Annotated in this window: 17 protein-coding genes; all 17 read right to left on the bottom strand. The window is 68.3% G+C overall.

Annotated features, from left to right (window positions below):
• Positions 1 to 13: 13 nt before the first annotated feature.
• Positions 14 to 439 (bottom strand): DUF4913 domain-containing protein, encoded by a 426-nt coding sequence (locus ACFWUR_RS06710; RefSeq protein WP_378902986.1) that lies wholly within the window; start codon positions 437 to 439, stop codon positions 14 to 16.
• Positions 436 to 2202 (bottom strand): type IV secretory system conjugative DNA transfer family protein, encoded by a 1767-nt coding sequence (locus tag ACFWUR_RS06705; RefSeq protein WP_378903449.1) that lies wholly within the window; start codon positions 2200 to 2202, stop codon positions 436 to 438. Before ACFWUR_RS06705 ends, ACFWUR_RS06710 begins: the two co-directional genes overlap by 4 nt.
• 90 nt (positions 2203 to 2292) lie before the next feature.
• Positions 2293 to 2796 carry a hypothetical protein gene (locus ACFWUR_RS06700; protein WP_378903446.1) on the bottom strand — a complete coding sequence of 168 codons (504 nt, stop codon included), beginning with the start codon at positions 2794 to 2796 and terminating at the stop codon, positions 2293 to 2295.
• Between the two features lie 59 nt (positions 2797 to 2855).
• Entirely contained in the window at positions 2856 to 4511 is a 1656-nt protein-coding gene (locus ACFWUR_RS06695; RefSeq protein ID WP_378902983.1) for a peptidoglycan DD-metalloendopeptidase family protein, read from the bottom strand.
• Positions 4512 to 4572: 61 nt separating this feature from the next.
• Positions 4573 to 4881, bottom strand: coding sequence for a transposase (locus ACFWUR_RS06690; protein WP_378902980.1), 309 nt, complete (start codon positions 4879 to 4881; stop codon positions 4573 to 4575).
• The gene (locus ACFWUR_RS06685; protein WP_378902977.1) at positions 4878 to 7271 is read right to left on the bottom strand and encodes a hypothetical protein; all 2394 of its coding nucleotides are present in this window, start codon (positions 7269 to 7271) and stop codon (positions 4878 to 4880) included. Before ACFWUR_RS06685 ends, ACFWUR_RS06690 begins: the two co-directional genes overlap by 4 nt.
• 7 nt (positions 7272 to 7278) lie before the next feature.
• A complete protein-coding gene (locus tag ACFWUR_RS06680) occupies positions 7279 to 8775 on the bottom strand; it encodes an SCO6880 family protein (protein ID WP_378902974.1) in 1497 nt (498 codons plus the stop codon).
• Positions 8772 to 10226, bottom strand: a complete 1455-nt coding sequence (locus tag ACFWUR_RS06675; RefSeq protein WP_378902971.1) for a hypothetical protein — start codon at positions 10224 to 10226, stop codon at positions 8772 to 8774. The genes ACFWUR_RS06680 and ACFWUR_RS06675 overlap by 4 nt, the downstream gene beginning before the upstream one ends.
• Positions 10227 to 10282: 56 nt before the next feature.
• Complete coding sequence (locus ACFWUR_RS06670) at positions 10283 to 11098, bottom strand: hypothetical protein (protein ID WP_378902968.1); 816 nt, start codon at positions 11096 to 11098, stop codon at positions 10283 to 10285.
• Positions 11095 to 11703, bottom strand: a complete 609-nt coding sequence (locus tag ACFWUR_RS06665) for a hypothetical protein (RefSeq protein WP_378902965.1) — start codon at positions 11701 to 11703, stop codon at positions 11095 to 11097. Before ACFWUR_RS06665 ends, ACFWUR_RS06670 begins: the two co-directional genes overlap by 4 nt.
• A complete protein-coding gene (locus ACFWUR_RS06660; RefSeq protein WP_056810720.1) occupies positions 11700 to 11954 on the bottom strand; it encodes a hypothetical protein in 255 nt (84 codons plus the stop codon). Before ACFWUR_RS06660 ends, ACFWUR_RS06665 begins: the two co-directional genes overlap by 4 nt.
• Positions 11954 to 12247: a hypothetical protein gene (locus ACFWUR_RS06655; protein ID WP_056815437.1), complete on the bottom strand. Its 294-nt coding sequence runs from the start codon at positions 12245 to 12247 to the stop codon at positions 11954 to 11956. Before ACFWUR_RS06655 ends, ACFWUR_RS06660 begins: the two co-directional genes overlap by 1 nt.
• A gap of 94 nt (positions 12248 to 12341) precedes the next feature.
• Positions 12342 to 12983, bottom strand: a complete 642-nt coding sequence (locus tag ACFWUR_RS06650) for a hypothetical protein (protein WP_378902962.1) — start codon at positions 12981 to 12983, stop codon at positions 12342 to 12344.
• Positions 12980 to 13834, bottom strand: coding sequence for a MinD/ParA family protein (locus ACFWUR_RS06645; protein WP_378902959.1), 855 nt, complete (start codon positions 13832 to 13834; stop codon positions 12980 to 12982). Before ACFWUR_RS06645 ends, ACFWUR_RS06650 begins: the two co-directional genes overlap by 4 nt.
• Positions 13835 to 13843: 9 nt before the next feature.
• The gene (locus tag ACFWUR_RS06640; protein WP_378902956.1) at positions 13844 to 15124 is read right to left on the bottom strand and encodes a hypothetical protein; all 1281 of its coding nucleotides are present in this window, start codon (positions 15122 to 15124) and stop codon (positions 13844 to 13846) included.
• 52 nt (positions 15125 to 15176) lie between these two features.
• A complete protein-coding gene (locus ACFWUR_RS06635) occupies positions 15177 to 16814 on the bottom strand; it encodes a cutinase family protein (RefSeq protein WP_378902953.1) in 1638 nt (545 codons plus the stop codon).
• 211 nt (positions 16815 to 17025) lie between these two features.
• On the bottom strand, positions 17026 to 19398 hold the full coding sequence (locus ACFWUR_RS06630; protein ID WP_378902950.1) for a RelA/SpoT family protein: 2373 nt from the start codon (positions 19396 to 19398) through the stop codon (positions 17026 to 17028).
• Between the last annotated feature and the right edge of the window lie 4 nt (positions 19399 to 19402).

The raw sequence follows: 19402 nt of genomic DNA, 5'->3' as shown, positions 1-19402 counted from the left end.
AGCACCCAACCAATCAGTCCGGCACGCGGCTCTTCTGCCAGAGCCGGTCGATATCCGGACTGCCGAACATCTGCGCGTCCGCGCCTTCCGGCTTCTTGAGCGGTAGCGGTTCGAGCATTCCCTTGTGCCCGTTGCGCACACTGCAGTACTTGAACGGCCCCTTCGGGTCGAACAGCTTGGTCATGTGCGGGTCCGCGTGGTCGAGGAACCACACGCTGATACCGGTACCGCCCTGCAGACGGTGTTTTTCCCAGGCCTGCCACAACGCACTCAACCGGATCACGGCCTCACTGTGATGCCACCATTCCGGACACCACACCGTGTCGCTGATATCGGTGACCTGACGGCGATAGACCTGGCTCAGGTACTCGGTGACGAACTCGTACACCCCCGGGTAGCCGTTCGTAATCTCACCATTGGCAACATTGTCCTGACTCACAGCGGCTTGACCTCCTCGACTTCACCGATTTCTTCCGGCGGAACGGCTTTCGTCAACGACGGGGATCCGAAAAGGTCCTCGATGCGGGTCTTGCGAGTCGGGTCGTTCTGCTCGATCGACCTCTTGACCGCGTCGGCGTAGTCCGATTCCCACCACGGCACGGTCCGCACCAGAACAGCGGGCTGACCGGAGGTGAACACGACGGCACGACCGCGCGGTAGCGTCGCCAGGCCCTGCGCGGTGAAGGTCACCGAGGAGCTCAGCGAACGCGAGTAGCTCTTGCTGCTGCCCGACTGCGACATCGACGCCGAGATCGAGTCGTACTCGCCGATCGCCTCGGACCGATCGCGGAGGAAAGCCATGTCGTCGACACCGCTGCCGAGCACTTTGATATTGGCGGCCGACCACAGCGCGCTCATCCCGGCCTCGCCCCAGCAGCGCGCACCCTGCGCCCACGACTGCAGCACGGTCATCACCACGATGCCGCGCGACCCGAAGTGGCTGTACTGCTTGGGCAGATCCTTCCAGCGCACCACGTTGGCCGCTTCGTCGAGCACCGCGAGCAGCGGAATCGGCAACCGACCACCCGACGACCGCGACGCCTTGCGCATGGCCACATCGACGACCGCCTCGGTGAGCGCGCTCACCAGTGGAGCCGCCGAACCGCGGCCCTCGAGCGAGAGGCAGTACAGCGTGCCGTTGCGTTCGAGGAACTCCAGTTCGTCGAACTGTGGACGCATGCCGTCGGCGGGAGTGATCCACGGATGCACGTTCGACAGCTGCAGGCAGCGGATCATCTTCTTGGCGGTACCGAAGATACCGCTCCTGGTGCGCTCGTCGGCGTTGTACTGCATGGCGAGGCCGGACGCGGTGAAGTGGTGCTCGGCGCCGCGCAGGTGTTCGATCGCCTCGGTGTTCTGCGGGTTCGTCACCCACTCCCACACCTGGGTGATCGGCTTGCCCGCGATCGCGGCGGCGAGAAAGAACGCGGCGAGCAGGTCCTCGGCCTCGGGATCGAAGAAGTTGTCACGGTCGTCGCTGCCGCCCGTCTCGGCGTCGGCGAAGTGTCCCGCCAGCCGCGCCGCCCGCATCTCGCACCCCTCGGTGCGGAAGTTGACCCAGCTCAGCGGATCCCAGAACCAGGTCGGTCGTTCACCGGCGACGCCTTGTGGATCGAACACGAACGTGCGGCTGCCCTTGGCCTCCTGCACATCTCGGGTCGCGTCGACCACGTCGCGCTTGTTCGACGTCGCCAGCACCGGCCCGATCGCGGACAGGATCGCCGGGATGACCCGCGAAGTCGATTTGCCCTGCCGCGGGCCCCAGATGTCGAGGTGCAGGTCTTCGTAGGAGCCGTAGAGCGGGGTGCCGTCGGCGACAGCGATGCCGATCGGCACACCGGGCGAGTCGTTGGTGCCCAGCTTCATACCGAGAGCAGCCGCCTTCTCCCTGACTCCGGCCTCGGTGATCGACGCGATCGCACTACCGCTGCCCATGTGGTCGGCCTTGTCGTCGACCGCCAATCGCCCCGCGACCGCACGCTTCTTCAACCGCTTACGGATCACCACGTACGCGATGGCCGCCGCGATCACCAGCAGCACGATCACCGTCGAGGCACGCGGCCACTGCAGCTTGCCCCGCGCCAGATCGGCGACCACCGCGATCGGGTTCACCGGAATGCTCTGTGGCACCACCGCCAACGCGTTGCCCAGGTGCAGGGCCCCGGCGAGGGTGATCAGCGCCGCGAACCCGAACATGATCATGATCAGCGTTGTGTCGGGTCCGACCGCGGCCGGATCCGTCACCTTCTTCTTCGCCACGGGTGCCTCCTTTGTGTGGACGTCGTGGGGTGGTCAGCGGAACGCGTCGAGGCGCCAGCCTTGCGGCGTCTGCACCACGGTCGCGATGACCGTGCTCGGCGGTAGGTCTTCGGTGCGTCCGTTCGGGTAGACGACCGTTTGTTCGATACCGATCTTGTACTGCGCCACAGCCGGATCCGCGCTCGCGGGCGCGGGTTCGCCCGAGGCGAAGGTGAATGCCTCCACGTGCGCTTTCGCCTTCGCCCAGTCGGCCCACTGCAGTGAAGGCTTCGGCGTCTCGGTCGCGCCGATCGAACTGTCCAGCATACGTATCATGCTGGGCCCCAGCCATTTTCGCGCGCGCTGCAACGACGATCCCGGTTGCTCGGTCGTGGGGTTCCAGGTGTAGACCTCACGCAGGGCGACGACCGCGACCCCGTCGGGAGTGGTCGGGTCGACCGCGGCCTCGAGCAGGCGGGTGGTGGAGCTCGCCTCGGGACGCGTCGGTGCGGCGTCGCCACCACAGGCGGGGGCCGAGAGCAGGACTACCACGAGCATCACCGCCGGAGTTGTGCGGATTCGTGTTCTCTCCCACCAGGTTATCGCTGGTCGCGCGCTCACAACACCCTCCTCGCCCGTGCGTCACCGGGTACCGCCACCTCGGCGACACCCCCGCCACCTCGGTTGCTCGTCGGCGGCACCGCCTGGATCAGCTGACCGTTGCCCGTGTAGATCCCGACCTGTGTGGGCCCCCGACGCCCGAAGTCACTGAACACCAGATCACCGACCGCCACCTTCGCGATCGGGATCTCGCGCCCCGCCTCCCACTGCTGTTCGGCGGTGCGCGGCAACGTCACCTCGCCCGAGGACGCGGCGAACACGGCCGCCGCGGTCAGTCCCGGCCCGTCGAAACCCCCGCCGCTTGGCCCTTGCACGCCCCCACCGCCCCAGACGTACGGTGTGCCGAGCCAGTCGTGGGCGGCCTCGACGATCTGCTCGCCGTCACTGCCCTGCCCCGGGGTGAACCGGCCTTGCGCGCCGGGCGCCCGGTACTGCGGTTCCATCGACAAGATGTTGGTGACGTAGGGCCGGGTCTCGGAATAGTGCGCCGCATACTGATTGGGCATTCCACCCGAGGTCAGCACGGCTCCCTCACCGGCGTTGTATCCGGCCAGGGTGAGCGCGGTCAGGTCACCCGAGACGCGCCCCGAGGCGATCCAGCCCGCGATCTTGCGGGCGATCGAGCACATGTAGCGCGCTTGGCCGATGATCGCGTCGCCGTCGTCCCACACGCTGGCGGAGCCGTTGCCGTCGGCGTCGATGATGTAGGGCTGCCCGTCGTCGGGATTGATACTGGCGGCCGTTCCCGGCAGGAACTGAGCCAGGCCCTGGGCGCCGGCGGGCGAGGTGAGTCCGCGCCGAAATCCCGACTCCTGCTTGGCTTGGGCGGCCAGCAGCGACGACGAGATCTCCGGGCACACCGTCCCCGCGCGGCGATACCAGATCTCGAGTTCCGCGGGCACCTTCCCGTCGGCCAATGCCCCACCGGCGCTGCCGAATCCGCGCACGCAGTTCGGGTCGCTCGAAAATGCCCGCGCACCACCGACGTCCGGAGTCGGTGCGCCGTCGAGCCACGGCATCGGGTCGATCTGACGGCCGCCGGTGAACCGACCGCCGGGCACGATCTCGAAATGCAGGTGTGGGCCGCTCGATTCGCCTGCCGAACCGACCATCCCGATCGGCTGGCCCGCGGTCACCGTCTGACCGGTGCGCACTTTGACGCCCGCGTCCCACATGTGGCCGTAGACCGCAGAGTAGGCGCGACCGTTGGTGTCGACCGAATCCACGACGATCCAGTTGCCGAAACCCGAGGCGGGGCCTGCGGCGACGACTCTGCCGTCGGACACCGAGTAGATCGTGGTCCCGTCGGTGGCGGCCATGTCGATGCCCTTGTGATCGCCGCCGCGCGAACCGAACACATCGGAAATGGTGAAGGTTCCGGTCTCGAGCGGCAACGTGCGGCGCAGCGGGCCGACACCCGCGGCCAGCGACGGTGTACCGGTGACCGTCGGATTCGAGGTGGGCGCAGCAGAACTGGTCGCGCCCGCGCGAGTGTCGCCGCCCAGTTGGGGCAGCGTCGGCACCGACGAGCCGTCCAGCACATCGCCGGTCTCGCAGGTCTCATCGGAGGAGGGCAGCACGATCACCAGCACCAGTGCCACCAACCCGATGACCGAGCCGATCACCGTCATCATGATCGTGCGGACGTTCACCGACCGCCTCCCCGCGTACCGCGCCGGGCGCCGATCTCGCCATCGTCGGCCGCGGCGGAGTTCATGTGCGGCGCCGGGACTCGTTGAGCGTATCGGCGAGCGTGCGGTTCATCTCCGCGGCGGCGGCCAACTGTTGTTGCAGCAGAGCCACTTTGCGACGTAGCGCGGTGGCGTCCATCCGCTCCAGGCTCGAGTCCTGGGTCGCGCGGACCCAGTTGCGCACCGAATTGGCGTGCACGCCGATCTGTTCGGCGACCATCCGGCACGCCTCCGATTCGCTGCGCAACTTGTCGGTCAGCGCCACCACCTGGGCGACGGCGGCATTGCGGACCTCCGGCGAGACCCGGCGATAGGACCGGTGCGGCATCATTGCTCACTCCCGTTCGAATGGTCCGGCTGCGAGGCGGCAGGCGTGCCACGAGGGTTGTCGCCGAACTCGCTGAAGCGCTGGTTCGTGTCGTGGATGCCGCTTTCTCGTTCCGACACCGTGAACTCCATGTGGAAAGGGATACCGGGCCGACGATCCTCGCCGACCTTCAACAGGAACTTGCCGGTACCGGGCGGCGAGGGCCGCTGCTGACCGGGCTTGAGCGCCTCACCGGTGAGGGCTTGCGGCGCCGACCAGCTGGTCACCATCTCCTGCTCGGCCGAGGTGAACGGCACCGTGGAGTCGAGCCTGCTGATCTCCTCGGCAGGCAGCGCCCCGAAGATCTTGGCGCGCGCGCGTTCCAGGAAGCCGATGGCCTTGGCGATCGCGGCGTCCGAACCCAGCGCCTGCAGGTCCTTGATGGTGTGACTGATCATGATCAGGGCGGTGGCCAGACCGCGCTGCAATCGGGTCAGTTCGTCGACGCGGTCGACCATGAAGTCACCGAGCCCGAGCACCTGCCACAGCTCGTCCATCACCACCTGGAAGTAGCGCTGGGGACCGAGGTCGGCGTCGGCCAGCACGTGCGCGGCCTCGACGGAGGCGAAACCGTCGGCCCAGCAGGCCAGCATGACCGCGGCCTTGAGCTTCTTGTCGCCGCTGGGGATGTGTGAGACGTCGATGCACACCGCCACCGCGCTGGTATCGATGGGAACGCTGGTCTGGCCGTTGAAGATCGCGCCGAACGGTCCCTGGGTGAGCGCGCGCAAGGATCGGCGCAGGCCCTTGATCGCGTTCTGGTATTCGTCGGCGTTGTCGGCGCCCGCGTCGAGCATCATCTCGGCGCCGCCGCCGACGATCACCTCGAGCAGGTTCTCCATGATGGGCGGTTTGTCGGGGGTGAAACCGCCCGGCTGGTAGAGGATGCGCAGCGCGGTAGCGATCAGCGTTTCCTCGAAGTCGGCGACGCGGGCGCCACGAACCAGTTCCACCAGGCCCGCGATCAGCGTCACCTGCCGGGCCCGCAAATCCTGCAGCACCTGACGTTGCAGTGCCGGTTTGTCTTCCAGTCGCGGCACGACCGAGCCGAGCACGCCGGCCGCCAGCGGATTCAATTTGCCGTGCCCGTAGCCGAGGTCGATCACCTGGCCGCCGACGAGTTCGACCATCTTGCGATAGTCGGGTTTCACGTCGGCCAGGATCAGCGGGGTGATCCCCTGGGCGATGCCGCCGAGCACGATCCGGCGCACCAGCGAGGACTTGCCGAAACCGTTGAGGCCGAGCACGAAAAGGCTGGGCGCGGTGATGAAGCTGCCGCGCATGAACCAGTTCATCGGATCGAAGCACACCGGGGCGCCGGTATGCAGATGCGAGCCGAGCGGGGTGCCGATCAGCGGTGCGCCGGCGCCGACCGACCACGGCCACAGACCCGCGACCTGGGCGGTGGTGGCCCGATACTCGACCGGGCGGCCGACCACGTTCATCTTGCCGCCGCCCGCGCCCGAATACCCGCGGTCGGTCAATTCGGCGGTGGTGCGGTCGAATCCATCCTTGACGACGGCCTCGGACCGGGCGTTCGCGTTGTTGCGACGCAGGTCGTCGGTGTGGATACGGAAGGTCGCCCAAGCCGCGCGCAAGCCCGACTGCTCGCGCGCGATCATCTCGTAGCGAGCGCGGGTGGCGTCGTCGAGCAGCGCGGGGCCGGACTGCGAACGCCGGTCCGGCTTGGTCGTTTTCACCGACCGACCCGACCCCATCGCACGGTCGGCGGCCTCGTCGGGCCGGATCGGGCGAACAGCCTTCGCGGGCCTCGGCTTCTTCTTCACCAGTTTGGGTTCGGCCTGCTTCGGCCGTCGACGCGGATCACCCTGCGGGCGTTGGTGTTCCAGGCGTGGGCCGTGGTCCTCCTCGCGCAGCCCGCGTTCGGCGCGCGCCTTGGCGGTCCGTTCGGCATCCGTATGCGGGCGCCGCGCACGCCGCTCCCCCGCACCTTCGCGACCGACCGCTCGCGACCCGTCACCGCGACCGCGCGTGTCGTCGCCACGGGAACGACCGCGACCGGGCTCGTCCTCGCGCGGTCTGCGCGGTTCTTCCCCACGCGGACGCGGTTCCTCCCCACGCGGACCCGTCGGGCGACCTCGCTCGCCGCGCGATTGCTCACCGGACCTGCGCTCACCCGACGGGCGTTCCTCGGTCGTGCGCGACCCCCGCGCCGAGCTGTCACGCTCGGCGCGTTCGGTGCGCTCGTCGAGGCCGAGCACGTCGTCGCTCACGCGCGGCGCACTCCCCGCGGGCCGTGGCTCGCGTTCGCCGCGGATCCGCGGCGGCCGGTGGACCGGGCGCAACGCGACGTCGTCGCGATCGCGCACCGGGGGTTCGTAGTCGCGTCCCATGATCGCCTCACCCCGCCAATGCCTTCGGAATGGTTGCGTGCTCGGGCAGGATCACGCCGCAACCCAGAGATGCCGCGAACGCCGCGGATTGGTAGCGGTAGCAGCGCCGGATCTTGAGCCGGGCCTGCGTCGAGAGGTCGCGAGTGATGGCCTCGATGCGGGGCAGGTCACCGCGCAGCGGCTCGGTGATGGTGACCAGCGCGCCGAACCGGGTCACACCGTGTCCGCGCGCCTGTTCCTCGCGCGCCTGCTGGGTGGCGCCGACTCGCAGCGTCGCCGCCGCCGAGACCACACCGCGTTCGCTCTGCTGCGCGACGAGCGCGTTCTTGAAGTCGTCGTCGACGATCTCGGCGGCGTCGGCGGCCGAGTGCGGCCGGTAGACGATCGCGATGCGCTTGCGTGGCACTTCGGGATTGGGTGCGAGCAGCCGCTGCAGCACTCGCTCGTCCACCGCGCCCTCGGGCGCCGCGTCCATCTCCCACGTCACCGAGCGGCCACCGTCGTGGATCAGGTGATCCCACTTCTCGTCGTAGGACACCGGACCCGCGTCGTCCCAGCCGAGGCCGTGCCCACCGGGATCGGCCGCGGCCACCTCGAGATCGGCCTGCGAGGCCGGGTCGTAGCTACGGCGGATGAAGGAGATGACCTCCTCCGCCGACATCGGCTGCGCGCGAACGCCCGCCTCGGCCAGCGCCGCGCAGATACCGGGCAGCCTGCGCCCGATCTCCACCGCTTCCTCGGCCGGATTCTTGCGTCGTTCAGCGGTGGTGGCCTTGAACGTGATCGCCACCCGCGGCAGCAATTGCACCCGCTCCTGCGGCAATTCGGTCGCCAGCTCGTACATCACCTGCTGGGCCAGATCGGGGGCTTCGGGGCGGGTGATCGTGGAAACCTCGTTGAGCAAGCGGTTTCCGGTCTCGGGCACCGTGTCGATCACCGGCACCACCGCGACGATGTCACTGGTCTGCCCGACCGAGGCGAGGAAGGTGCCCCAGGCCGCGACCCAGCGATCGATCACGGGCTGGTCCACCGCCTCGTGCCCTTGCGGCCACGCCCGCAACACCACGGTGTACTGCGCGAACGCGGGCAGATGGATCATCCCGAAGTGATAGCCACCGGCGTCGATGCCTTCGTAGAGCTTCGACGGGGCGAGCAGCCCCGGCAGTTTCGTGACACCGCCGGGGATCCGGGAGAACCGGCCACCGCGATACACGTGCTCGCCGTTGTTGCGCGAGCGCCTCCAGTTGAACATCATCAGTCCCGTCTCATAGCCCGAACGGCCCCCCGTCCGCCACACCAGGGGCACCATCACCAGCGCGCCGAGCCCGCCGACGATGAAGCCCCATTTGAATCCACCCACCATCGCGCAGATCAGTGCCGTGATCACCACGACGAAACCGATCACGGTCTCTTCCCAGCGCAGGCCGAAAAGGCCCGCGCTGCGCGGTTTCTGCCACAGCCCGTACGAGCGGCGCTCGTAGGTGTCGGTCACCGAGGTCGTCATCGCGGAATCGTGCTCCTGCCGAGGTCGGGTGAACGATTCGCCCAGCGGTCACCGGCGACGTCGCCCATGGATTGGTCCGCGCGCGACGCACTGCCCGCCGCGGCCCGCGCGGCGACCACATTGCGTGCCGCCGCCCCCTGCGGCACCGAACCCGAACTGGTCGTCGCGGGCGCACCACCACCCCCGCGTGGTGGTGGCGCCGGGCGCGGCGCACCGCCACCACCGCCACCGCCGCCCCCACCGGGCCCGCTCGGCCGCGCACCCGCGCCGCCACCACCGAAGTAGCCCGCCGAGCCGGGTGCGGCCACCGGCCGGGAGGCGACGGCCTTGGTGCCGATCGCACCGAGACCCATCGCGCCGACGGCCACACCACCGGCCATCATCAGACCCGAGCCGCCGGTGCCGACCGTCGCGACCGCGGGCGCCACCAGGCGCATCAGCGCGGGCAGTACGAACGCCACGCTGCACAGCAGCACCAGCGCGACCAGCATCCGCTGCGCGTCCTCACCGCTGGGCAACCCGCCCGACGTCGTGGTCTCGTCGACGTGGCCCGCGGTGGTGAACGCGATCATGTACACGATCGCGGCCACCGGTTTGAACAACATGAACGCGATGATCCAGCCGACCAGTTTCTGATACGACTGCTTGCCGGTCCCCGTCGCCGAGGCGGCGGCGGCCAGCGGCAGCACGCCCGCGGCCACCACCAACAGCCCCTGCCGAACGATGGCGAGCACGATCTGGGCGAGCGCGCCGAGCAAGCCGACGATGGCGATGATCAGCACCAGACCCGGCGAAAAAGCTTGCAACTTACTGGTTTTCACCATCAACTCGGCCATGTTCTTGGCATTGCCACCGGTGGCGTCTTCGATGATCCACTCGGAGAACTTGTCCGAGGCCCGTGTACCCGCGACGATCACCGCGCCCAGCATCCACGAACTGAACACCACTCGGGCGAACAGGCGGAACGATTCGGCGGCCTCGCTCACGGCTGCCCCGCGTCTGGCCTCGGCCAATCGGCCGCCGGTGATGATCACCGAGGCGATCAACAGCAATATCTGGATCTGATAGGTGTAGTCGTTGATCTTGGTGAACAGTGCCCCCGAGTCGCTCACCGCCTCGTTGGGCACCTTCATCCAGAAGGTCAACGCCAGGATCAGCGCCTCACCGAGGCCCTTCATCAGCGAGTCGACCACCTTGCCGAAGGTGGAATCCCACGCCTTGTCCTTGACCGCGTTGGCCGCCTGGTCGGGATGAGAGGCGGCATTGCCGGCCTTGCAGACCGCCGAGGCCGCGTCACCGAGCGAGACACCGGGGATCGCGACGCTGTCGAGAGTGTCGTGCAGTTCGTTGCACGCCTCGTCGAAGCCGTAGGTCTGGCCCATCGCCACCGTCGGTGTCGCGAGCATGACGGTGAAGATCACCGCGAAAATCGTGACGATCCGCCTCAGCATTGTTGGCACCCCTCGATGGTCCGCGCGGAAACGATCCGGGCTGTGCTGTACCTCGGTCACCATGTCGTCCACCCCGCCAGCGATTCCACGTACTCGGTCTGGGCATTTGCTGTCGTCGAGGGCTTGAGCCGCCAGTCACCGTCGTCCCACACCACGATCATCCGCATGGCGGCGTACAACTGCTTGCCGTCGATCACCGGGCCGCGCGAGGCCAATCGCACGATCGCCAGGTCGTCGGCGAAGTCGTCGATCTTGAACGCGTCGGAGGCCACGAAGTACTTGGTCACCCGCTCCGGCTGCTGTGCCGGCAGCCGGTCGCCTGACAGCGCGGAGTCGTAGGCGGCCAATTGTGCTGTGCTGACCCGCAATTGCGTCACGTACAGGTCGCGGTCGGCCGGGCGGGCGTTGAGCCGGTAGGTGATCTGGGCGGCGGCCAGCGCGGCGCCCTGCGGTGTGCGCGCGTAGCCGACGGCGAGTCCGTCCTCGATCCGCGATGGCCCGTCGGAGGTCGAGAACGGCACCGACGCGCCGTAGACACGCTGCCAGCCATGCGGTTTCGTGGTGCCTTCCGGCGCGCCGGTCAGCCAATCCGGGTCAGCGGCGGTACGTTGCGTACCCGGTTGCTGAGCCAGCGGCTGGCCTGCCGGGTTGTTCGGAATGTCCACGCGCCTGCCGAGCAGGTCGACCTCGGGGTCGGCGAATCCCGTTCCGCCCGCGGCCTGGGCGGGTGGGGGCGCGGAGTCGACCTCGGTGTCGCCGTCGCGCGTGAAGTACACGACAGCGCCCACGACCATGATCAGGGCGAGCAGGGCACCGGAGGCGATCACGCCGAAGGACGCGCGGTCGCGCGTGCCCGGCTCCTTCTCGCTCACTGCGGTGCCTCCAATGTCACGATGTCTTGCGGTAATTCGTCGATCGGATCCACCGGTCGGCCGGTGGCGCGCGGATCGGGTAACTGCAGTCTCCAGTCTCCGCCGTACCAGCTGACCGTGGTGTGGTTCACCGCCCGTGACCGGTCGGAATATTCGGTGTAGACGTCGACTGCCGTTCGCTCGTCACGATATTCGGTAATTTTGTAACCCAACAATTTCGGCGCGTACTCCGCCGTAGCGGGTCCGGTGATCGACAGCTGTACTCGGTTGAGCGCCCACTCGTCGCGTGCCGGGCCCGGAACGAGTTCGGCGTTCACCACCGGGGCCCACTGGCCGTCCGGGGCCACCGACAACCGGATGGTGTGGGTCAGTGCCGCGAGCCCGGCCCCGCGCGGGGAATGCTCGAAACCCGTCGCGGCACCCTGGCTCACCGTCGTCGGACCCTGGTCGGTGTGCGGCAGGGCGATGCCCTGATAGTCCTGCCAGCCCACCCCGGTCGGCGCGGCCGCCAGGTCCGGACCGGTATCGCCACCGCCACCGCAGCCGACGGCTGCCGCGAGCACGGCGATACCGACCGCGACCGGTCGTGTCACTGTGGAATTCATGCGGGCAGGAAGGCCAGCGCGATCGCGGACGCGGTACTGGCCACCGAGGCACCGATCAGGCTCATCAGGACCCCGTGTGAGGCGTCGTTGACCGCCAGGTCGCTGCGGAACGCGATCCACAATCGACCCGCCGACAGGATCATCCAGGCCAGGCACGACAGCAGGACGAACCAGAGCAGCCAGTTGAGCAACTGCATCATCGGCGCCAATACGTCGGCCGGGATCTGCTTATAGGCGAGCACGGTGATCACTAACCGATGACCGCGCTCATGATCGTGCCCGCGCTGGTCGCCACGACGCCACCGATCATGGCGCCCGCCACCATCTTCGGGGACTCGAGACCACCACCGGTCCAGCGCTCCCACGCGAACTTGCCGCCCGCGTAGGTGATGCCGCAGATGCCCGACAGCAGGACGAACCAGGTGAGGTATCGCACCAGCTGCAGGATCTTCTCCGAGCCGGGAGGAGCCTCCGGGGTCGGATTACCGACCTGGGCCAGCACGGTGCCGTACGTGTCCTGCACGGCGAGGAGGAGCATGCTCATCGGGTGCCTTTCTCCCACTGTAAAGGTGTTGTGCCACAAACACTTCGACGACGACACACGTTTGTACACCACCGACCGGCGAACCGCCCGGCGTTCATGATCGACCCTCGCCCGGCGCGGGCGCGCCGAGACTCGTACGGATCGCGGCGACCACATCGGTACCGAGATCACCGATTTCGACCGGCACGTCGTCGAGCGGGTCGGGGCGGCGTTTCCTGACCGCCACCTCGTCGCCCGGCGACCACACCGGAAGCACATCGGACTCCACCAGAGTCCATTCCTCGAACCACGGCACCTGCCAGACGTGCCCGGCCAGCGAGCCGACCACTTCCCGATAGCGCCGGATCTCCGGGGGCATCCGGCCGGGGCGCGCCGCGACGGTGATCAGGCCGAGCACCAGCGCCGGGCCGGCGAGCCCGGCGTGGTGCTGGCGCAGCAGATCGTGCGCGCGGGTGAGCCCGGAGATGGTCTCCCTGGCGACCAGGACGACATACGGGGATTCGCGGTCGAATACACCGGGCCAGCGCCCGCGCGCGTCGGCGGCGGGAGCGAGCACGTGCGACAGGGTAGTCGCGCCCGCGCCACCATGCACCCCGAGCAACCACACCAGTGGCGCCCGGCCGACCCCGGGTACCGGTCGCTCCCAGATCTTGGCGCGCAGCGATTCTGGCGGCGCGACTACACCGGCGGGGGCGTCCGGTTCACGACGACGACGAAGATTCATGGCTGCCGTCATGATGCCACCCCGGCGAGCAGGCTCGCATACGCCGATCGCGTCGCCTCGGCCAGTTCGCCGTGACGAACGAGTTCACCCCGGGCGAGATGCGGGTCGTAGGGGATCTCGACGACCTCGCGCACCCAACCGGACAGGTGCTCGCGCAAATGCTCCGCTACGCGCGAGTCGTCGTGCGAATACTGATGTGAGACAACGATGGTGGTATCGGCGACCACACCCGCGCCGTCGTCGCCGTAGTGGTCGTCGAGCCATTCCAGCGTGACCCGAAGCCGGTTGGCGGCATCCACGCGGGCCGGAATGGCCAGAACCAGGGCGATATCGGCGTCGTCGAGCAGGGGTCGCAGTTGCCGTCCGGCAATCGGATTGCCGCCGTCGTACACCGCCGTGTACCCACCGGTGTCCAGTGCCCGCGCCACAGTGAGGAATGTCGCGCGGCGGCGCAGCGGCGTCGCATCGCGCCAGAGCAGTCCGAAACCCGAGGTGGAACGGGAAAGACAGTCTTCCAGCGGCGCCGGTTCGTCGTCGCCGCGGCCGTATACCCACGACTGCAGGTTCACCGGGTGCAGGTGCTTGTCGGCACCGCGCAAAGCGATATCGCTACCCGCCGCGGTCGCGTCGACCGCCACTGTCGTCGCACCAGCGGTGACCAGTTCCGCGGCCAAGCCGAGCGCCGTCGTTGTCGTGCCCGCTCCGCCGCAGCCACCGACCACCAGGATCGGCCTGCGGGTGCCGTCGCGGCGCTCACCGGTGCGGCGCCGCAACCGCACCACCGGAGCCGGATCACGCGCCAGGTCATCGGACGGGTCCCCCTCGGGGGCCTCGTCGAGCCAACGGCTCCAGTCGTCTGTCATCGCCTCTCCTTACCCTGCCGCGATGCCCGTGATGAGCGTGCGATCGCCGACCAGCGCTGTGCGCACCGATTGCTTGGTGTAGGTGGCCGGTGCGCCCGCGGGCCGGAACTCGGTGACCTCCACCGTGAACCGGTCGGCCGCGACAGTGGTGATCCGCACGCAGTGAGTGGTCCCCACCGGAATGGTGTCGATACCGCGCTGGATCACGGCGGCCGGCGAGACGTCGGCATCGGGGGCGACCACCGCTCTGGCCTGCTCCCCCGATCGGCTCACGTAGTAGGCGTACTGGAAGGCGAGGACAGCGTCGGGGCCCGAGTCGGTGCCGCCCGCTTCGGCGCTGCGCAGCACGATGTCGGTGCGTTCGGTCGGGCACGAGCCCGCGGTGTCGGCGGTCAGATTGCCCGCGGTGAAGTGCAGCGGCGGGGTGGCGTGTCGAGCGGCGTTGTCGCCACCGCGTCCGAACAGCAGGAAGAACACCCCGGTCGCGGCGACGATCAGCACGAGGACCGAGACCGCGAGCACCACCCACGCCCGCTGCCGTTTGCGGCTCGCCCGCAGCGCGCCGGAGGGTTCGAGCACTCGGGCGTCGTCGTATTCGTCGGCGGCGGCCTCGGGCCAGGGGAACTGGACGAGTTCGGCGTCGTAGTCGTCGTCGGGGCCGGGGGCGGGATCGGCGACCCAGTCCGACCAGCCGCCGGTGAAGTCGCTGCGACGCCGGGACAGTTGCGCCGGCGGCGACGGAACGGGCTCGGGTTCGACCGGGTACTGCCGCTTGCCGTACTCGGCCACGCCGAAGTCGGCGGGTCCGGTTGTCGTGTCATCGAACTCGGTGGGCCGGGTGAACGACTCGACCTTCGCGTTCGAGCGATGCTCGATGCGTCGGCTGTTCGCGGCGTCGACGACGTTCGTTCGAGACTCCACGATCTCGCCGTCCCGGTCGTCGGCGACGGACGACTCGGGTTCGGTGTTCCCGCCGCGCGAGTCGTCACCGGCAACCCTCGACTGCTGCGCGGCGTCTCGGTTGTGTGAATCGCCGGTGATGTGGGGCGGATCGTCGAGATCCAGGCTGAACGGTTCGACCGTGTCGCCGGCCCGACGCTGCCCTGCCACGGCACGTTCCGGGGCCGATTCGGCGGTCACGTCGGGCTCGGAGCCCTTCGAATATCGGTCGACGCTGTCGTCGTCGCCCACCTCCGGTTCGGTGGTGTCCGGGCGCGCGGGGGTACCGGCATCGGTCTCGGGCTCCAGCGCCGAGTACCAGCGCGACAATTCGTTGTACGACTTCAACATTTCCCCCTTTCCACGGCGCCGGGCACAGTTCGCATCGAAGACCTCTCGGTGATCAGTTCACAGAGAACGGACGGGTGATGGGTGCGGTGGTTACGGGTGTCGCGGCAGGCGGAGTCGTCGCGCCGCCGGATGAGGCGCCATCGGCTCCTGTCCCGAAAGGAAATTGTCCCTCACCGGAGGGTTCTGGTCTCGTAGACGCGCCGGTCGGGCTCGTAAAGATTCCCATACCACGCGAGTCGGACCCGCCGACCGGTTCCGCGCCCTTCCCGGAAACGCCTGCCGCGTCGTGGGCGAGGGCGGCGAACCACGCACCGACGTACCGGGTCGGTGTCGCACCGTCGGCGCCGACACCGATGCGCGAGTAGGCATCATGGCGTTGCAGCGTGTTCCAGTAGCGCACCCAGGTGGTGACGTCGAGGAGTTCGGCGTTGTCGGTCACGTTCTGCTGGACTGCGGCGAACGCCTCGTTCACCAGTCGCACCCCGGTGGTCGGCGGCACGAGCTGTGGGACCGCGCCCGCCAGTTTCGTCCCGAGCAGTGTCAGCCCGGCCAACGGATTCGACAGTGTGGCCGTGGCCAATTCGCTGATGCTCGCCGGGGTGATCACCGTCTTCACCACGGTGGCGACGGCATTGAGCCCGATCATGCCCACCTTCAGCAAAGCGCGGTAGGCGGCGTTGACATCGAGCGTGCTGTTCGGGTCCGAGGCGTCGGACAGTCGCTGTGAGATCGACTTCTTCGGCGAGACCGACACATCGGCGAGCGCGCTGCCGGAGATGTCCTCCTCGACCACCGCGGTAGCGGTTTTGATGGAGGTGAAGGCCAGCGCCTGCGCGATCGAGGTCAACGAGCCGATCGGGTCGCCGCCGGAGAGTTTCGACTGGCTCATGAGGTTGGTGACGGCCCGTACGATCGGCGCTCCCTGCGGTGCGTCGCACGCGAGATCGCCTGTGGCACAGAAGCTTGCGACCCGACCGGTGAGTTTGCCGAAGTCGTCGGCCTGGTCGCTGTGCGGTCCGAGTCCGCCACCGCTCGCGACCGCCTGGCGCACCGCCCCGATGTCGGCCAGGGCCTCGCCGGAGGTTCCCGGTGCCGCCAGGGGTGCCGTGCGGTCGGGCGCGCCGGGAAACAGCGGCGCGTTCTCGGCGCGGGTGGGGTCGGCGAACAGCGCGACCGCGGCGACCTTGTCGGCGGACAGCGCGCCAGTGCCCGCGCCGACCTCCTGGGCGAACAGCGAGGCGACATGCGCGCCTTGGGAATATCCGACGACCGCGATCCGGGTGTCCGGACAGCGCCGTACCACCTCGGTGGCCATCGAGCGGAGACGCTCCACACCCCCGGCCACCGATTGCGTGTACGGCACCGCGCCGCCCCGCACCGCCCCGCCGAAACCCGCCTCGTAGGGCACGTACGCACGATCGACGAGCCCCTTGTCGGCCGCACCGGCCAGCATCGGGCGGAACACCGTCGACAGCATCCCGGTGTCGGTGCTGGGCGCCGCGTCGGGCGAGGACTCCCCCGTGCCCTGGATTCCCAAGGCGTACAGCGCCGGACACGCGGCGAGAGATACCTGCGGGGACGGCGCAGTGGGTGTACCGTCTTCCGCGCCGGCCACCCCCGCCGTAACCGACAGCGAAGCGACGGTGAACGCGATCAGCGTCCCCGTGAGTCGTGTCGTGTAACGAGCCATATCGATCCGCATCACAGTCCGTTTCGGCTGACCAGTGGAGCGTTGAAACGCACTAAACCGTAACAGATTCCGGGTATCCCAACCGCTGCCCTAATCGGCCCTTTCACTGCCCCCGGCAAACCCGCTGCGGTCAGCAAATTTTCGGCGATCACCTGCGCCGACAGCAGCCCGGGCACCCTCGCGAAGCGAGAGTGCCCGGGCTGTGGTCGGGTCAGGCGGCGGAGGTCACCCGGTACACGTCGTAGACGCCCTCGACGTTGCGCACCACGTTGAGCAGATGGCCAAGATGCTTGGGATCGCCCATCTCGAAGGTGAACTTGCTGATCGCGACGCGGTCGCCGTGGGTGGCCACCGAGGCGGACAGGATGTTGACCTTCTCGTCGGCCAGCACCTTGGTCACATCCGAGAGCAAGCGCGTGCGGTCGAGCGCCTCGATCTGGATGGCCACCAGGAACACCGACGAGGGCGAGGGCGCCCATTCGACGTCGATGATCCGCTCCGACTGTTCCTGCAGGGAATCGGCGTTGGTGCAGTCGGTCCGGTGCACGCTCACCGCGCCACCGCGGGTGACGAAGCCCATGATCTCGTCGCCCGGTACCGGCGTGCAGCACTTGGCCAGCTTCGCGACCGTCCCCGGCGCGCCGGGGATGAGCACGCCGGCATCTCCGGTGACGCGCTGTCGACTCGGCGTGGTCGACGGAGTCGACCGCTCGGCCAACTCGTTCTCGACATCGCCGATGCCGCCGAGCTGGGCCATGAGCCGCTGCACCACATGATGCGCCGAGACCTGGTGCTCCCCGACGGCGGTGTAGAGGGTGGAGATATCGCTGTAGTGCAGCTCGTGGGCGACCGCGGTCATCGCCTCGACGCTCATCAACCGCTGCAGCGGCAGTCCCACGCGGCGGACCTCCTTGGAGATCTGCTCCTTGCCGCTTTCGAGGGCCTCCTCGCGCCGCTCCTTGGCAAACCACTGGCGAATCTTGGCTTTCGCGCGCGGGGAGACCACGAACTTCTGCCAGTCACGACTGGGTCCGGCGTTCTGTGCTTTGGAGGTGAACACTTCGACAACTTCACCGTTCTCGAGCTGCCGTTCCAGTGCCACCAAGCGCCCGTTCACGCGCGCGCCGATGCACTTGTGCCCGACCTCGGTGTGCACGGCGTAGGCGAAGTCGACCGGCGTCGACTTCTGCGGCAGCGTGATCACGTCGCCCTTGGGCGTGAAGACGAAGATCTCCGGCGACTTCAGGTCGAAGCGCAGCGATTCCAGGAACTCCGCGGGGTCGGCGGCCTCACGTTGCCAGTCGAGCAGCTGACGCATCCACGCCATGTCGTCGACTTCGGCGGCGTCACCGGAGTGCTTGCCCTTGGTCTCCTTGTACCGCCAGTGCGCGGCGATGCCGAATTCGGCGGTGCGGTGCATGTCCTGGGTGCGGATCTGCACTTCCAGCGGCTTGCCGTCGGGGCCGACGACGGTGGTGTGCAGCGACTGGTAGACGCCGTAGCGGGGCTGGGCGATGTAGTCCTTGAACCGGCCCGCCATCGGCTGCCACAGCGAGTGCACGACACCGACCGCGGCGTAGCAGTCCCGCACTTCCTCGCACAGGATGCGCATGCCGACCAGGTCATGGATGTCGTCGAAGTCTTTGCCCTTGACGATCATCTTCTGATAGATCGACCAGTAGTGCTTGGGCCTGCCTTCGACGATCGCGTTGATCCGCGACGCGGCCAGGGTGTTGGTGATCTCCGCGCGCACCTTCGCCAGGTAGGTGTCACGGGAGGGCGCGCGGTCGGCGACCAGGCGCACGATCTCGTCGTACTTCTTGGGGTGCAGGATCGCGAAGGCGAGGTCCTCGAGCTCCCATTTGACGGTGGCCATGCCGAGGCGATGCGCCAGTGGCGCGATCACCTCCAGGGTTTCCTTGGCCTTCTTGGCCTGCTTCTCCGGCGGCAGGAAACGCATGGTGCGCATGTTGTGCAACCGGTCGGCGACCTTGATCACCAGCACGCGGGGGTCGCGGGCCATGGCGATGATCATCTTGCGGATGGTCTCGGCCTCGGCCGCCGCGCCCAGGTTCACCTTGTCGAGCTTGGTGACGCCGTCGACGAGGTGAGCGACTTCCTGCCCGAACTCCTCCTTGAGCTGCTCGAGCGAGTAGCCGGTGTCCTCGACGGTGTCGTGCAGCAGGGCGGCGACCAGGGTGGTGGTGTCCATGCCGAGTTCGGCGAGGATGTTGGCGACCGCGAGCGGGTGGGTGATGTAGGGGTCGCCGGACTTGCGGAACTGTTTGGCGTGGCGCTCGTCGGCGACATCGAAGGCGCGCTGGAGCAGGCCCAGATTCGCCTTCGGGTACAGCTCACGATGGACGGTCGCCAAGGGCTCGAGGACCGGCTTGACCGCGGCGATCCCGCGCTGACCGGTCATCCGCCGGGCCAGCCGAGCACGCACCCGCCGCGAAGCCGAACTCGGCACCGAGGCCGTCGGGGACTGCTTGGCGGGTTCGGGGGTCTTCGCCGGGGCACCTTGGCTTGGCGTGGCGCCGGTGGAATCCTGCCCGACCTTCGCCTCGCCGAGTTGTCGAGTCATGCCA

The organism is Nocardia sp. NPDC058633, from assembly GCF_042717045.1.
Lineage (GTDB): Bacteria > Actinomycetota > Actinomycetes > Mycobacteriales > Mycobacteriaceae > Nocardia.
Note: the sequence above shows the minus strand (reverse complement) of the source record. Positions and strands in the feature narration are given on the sequence as shown.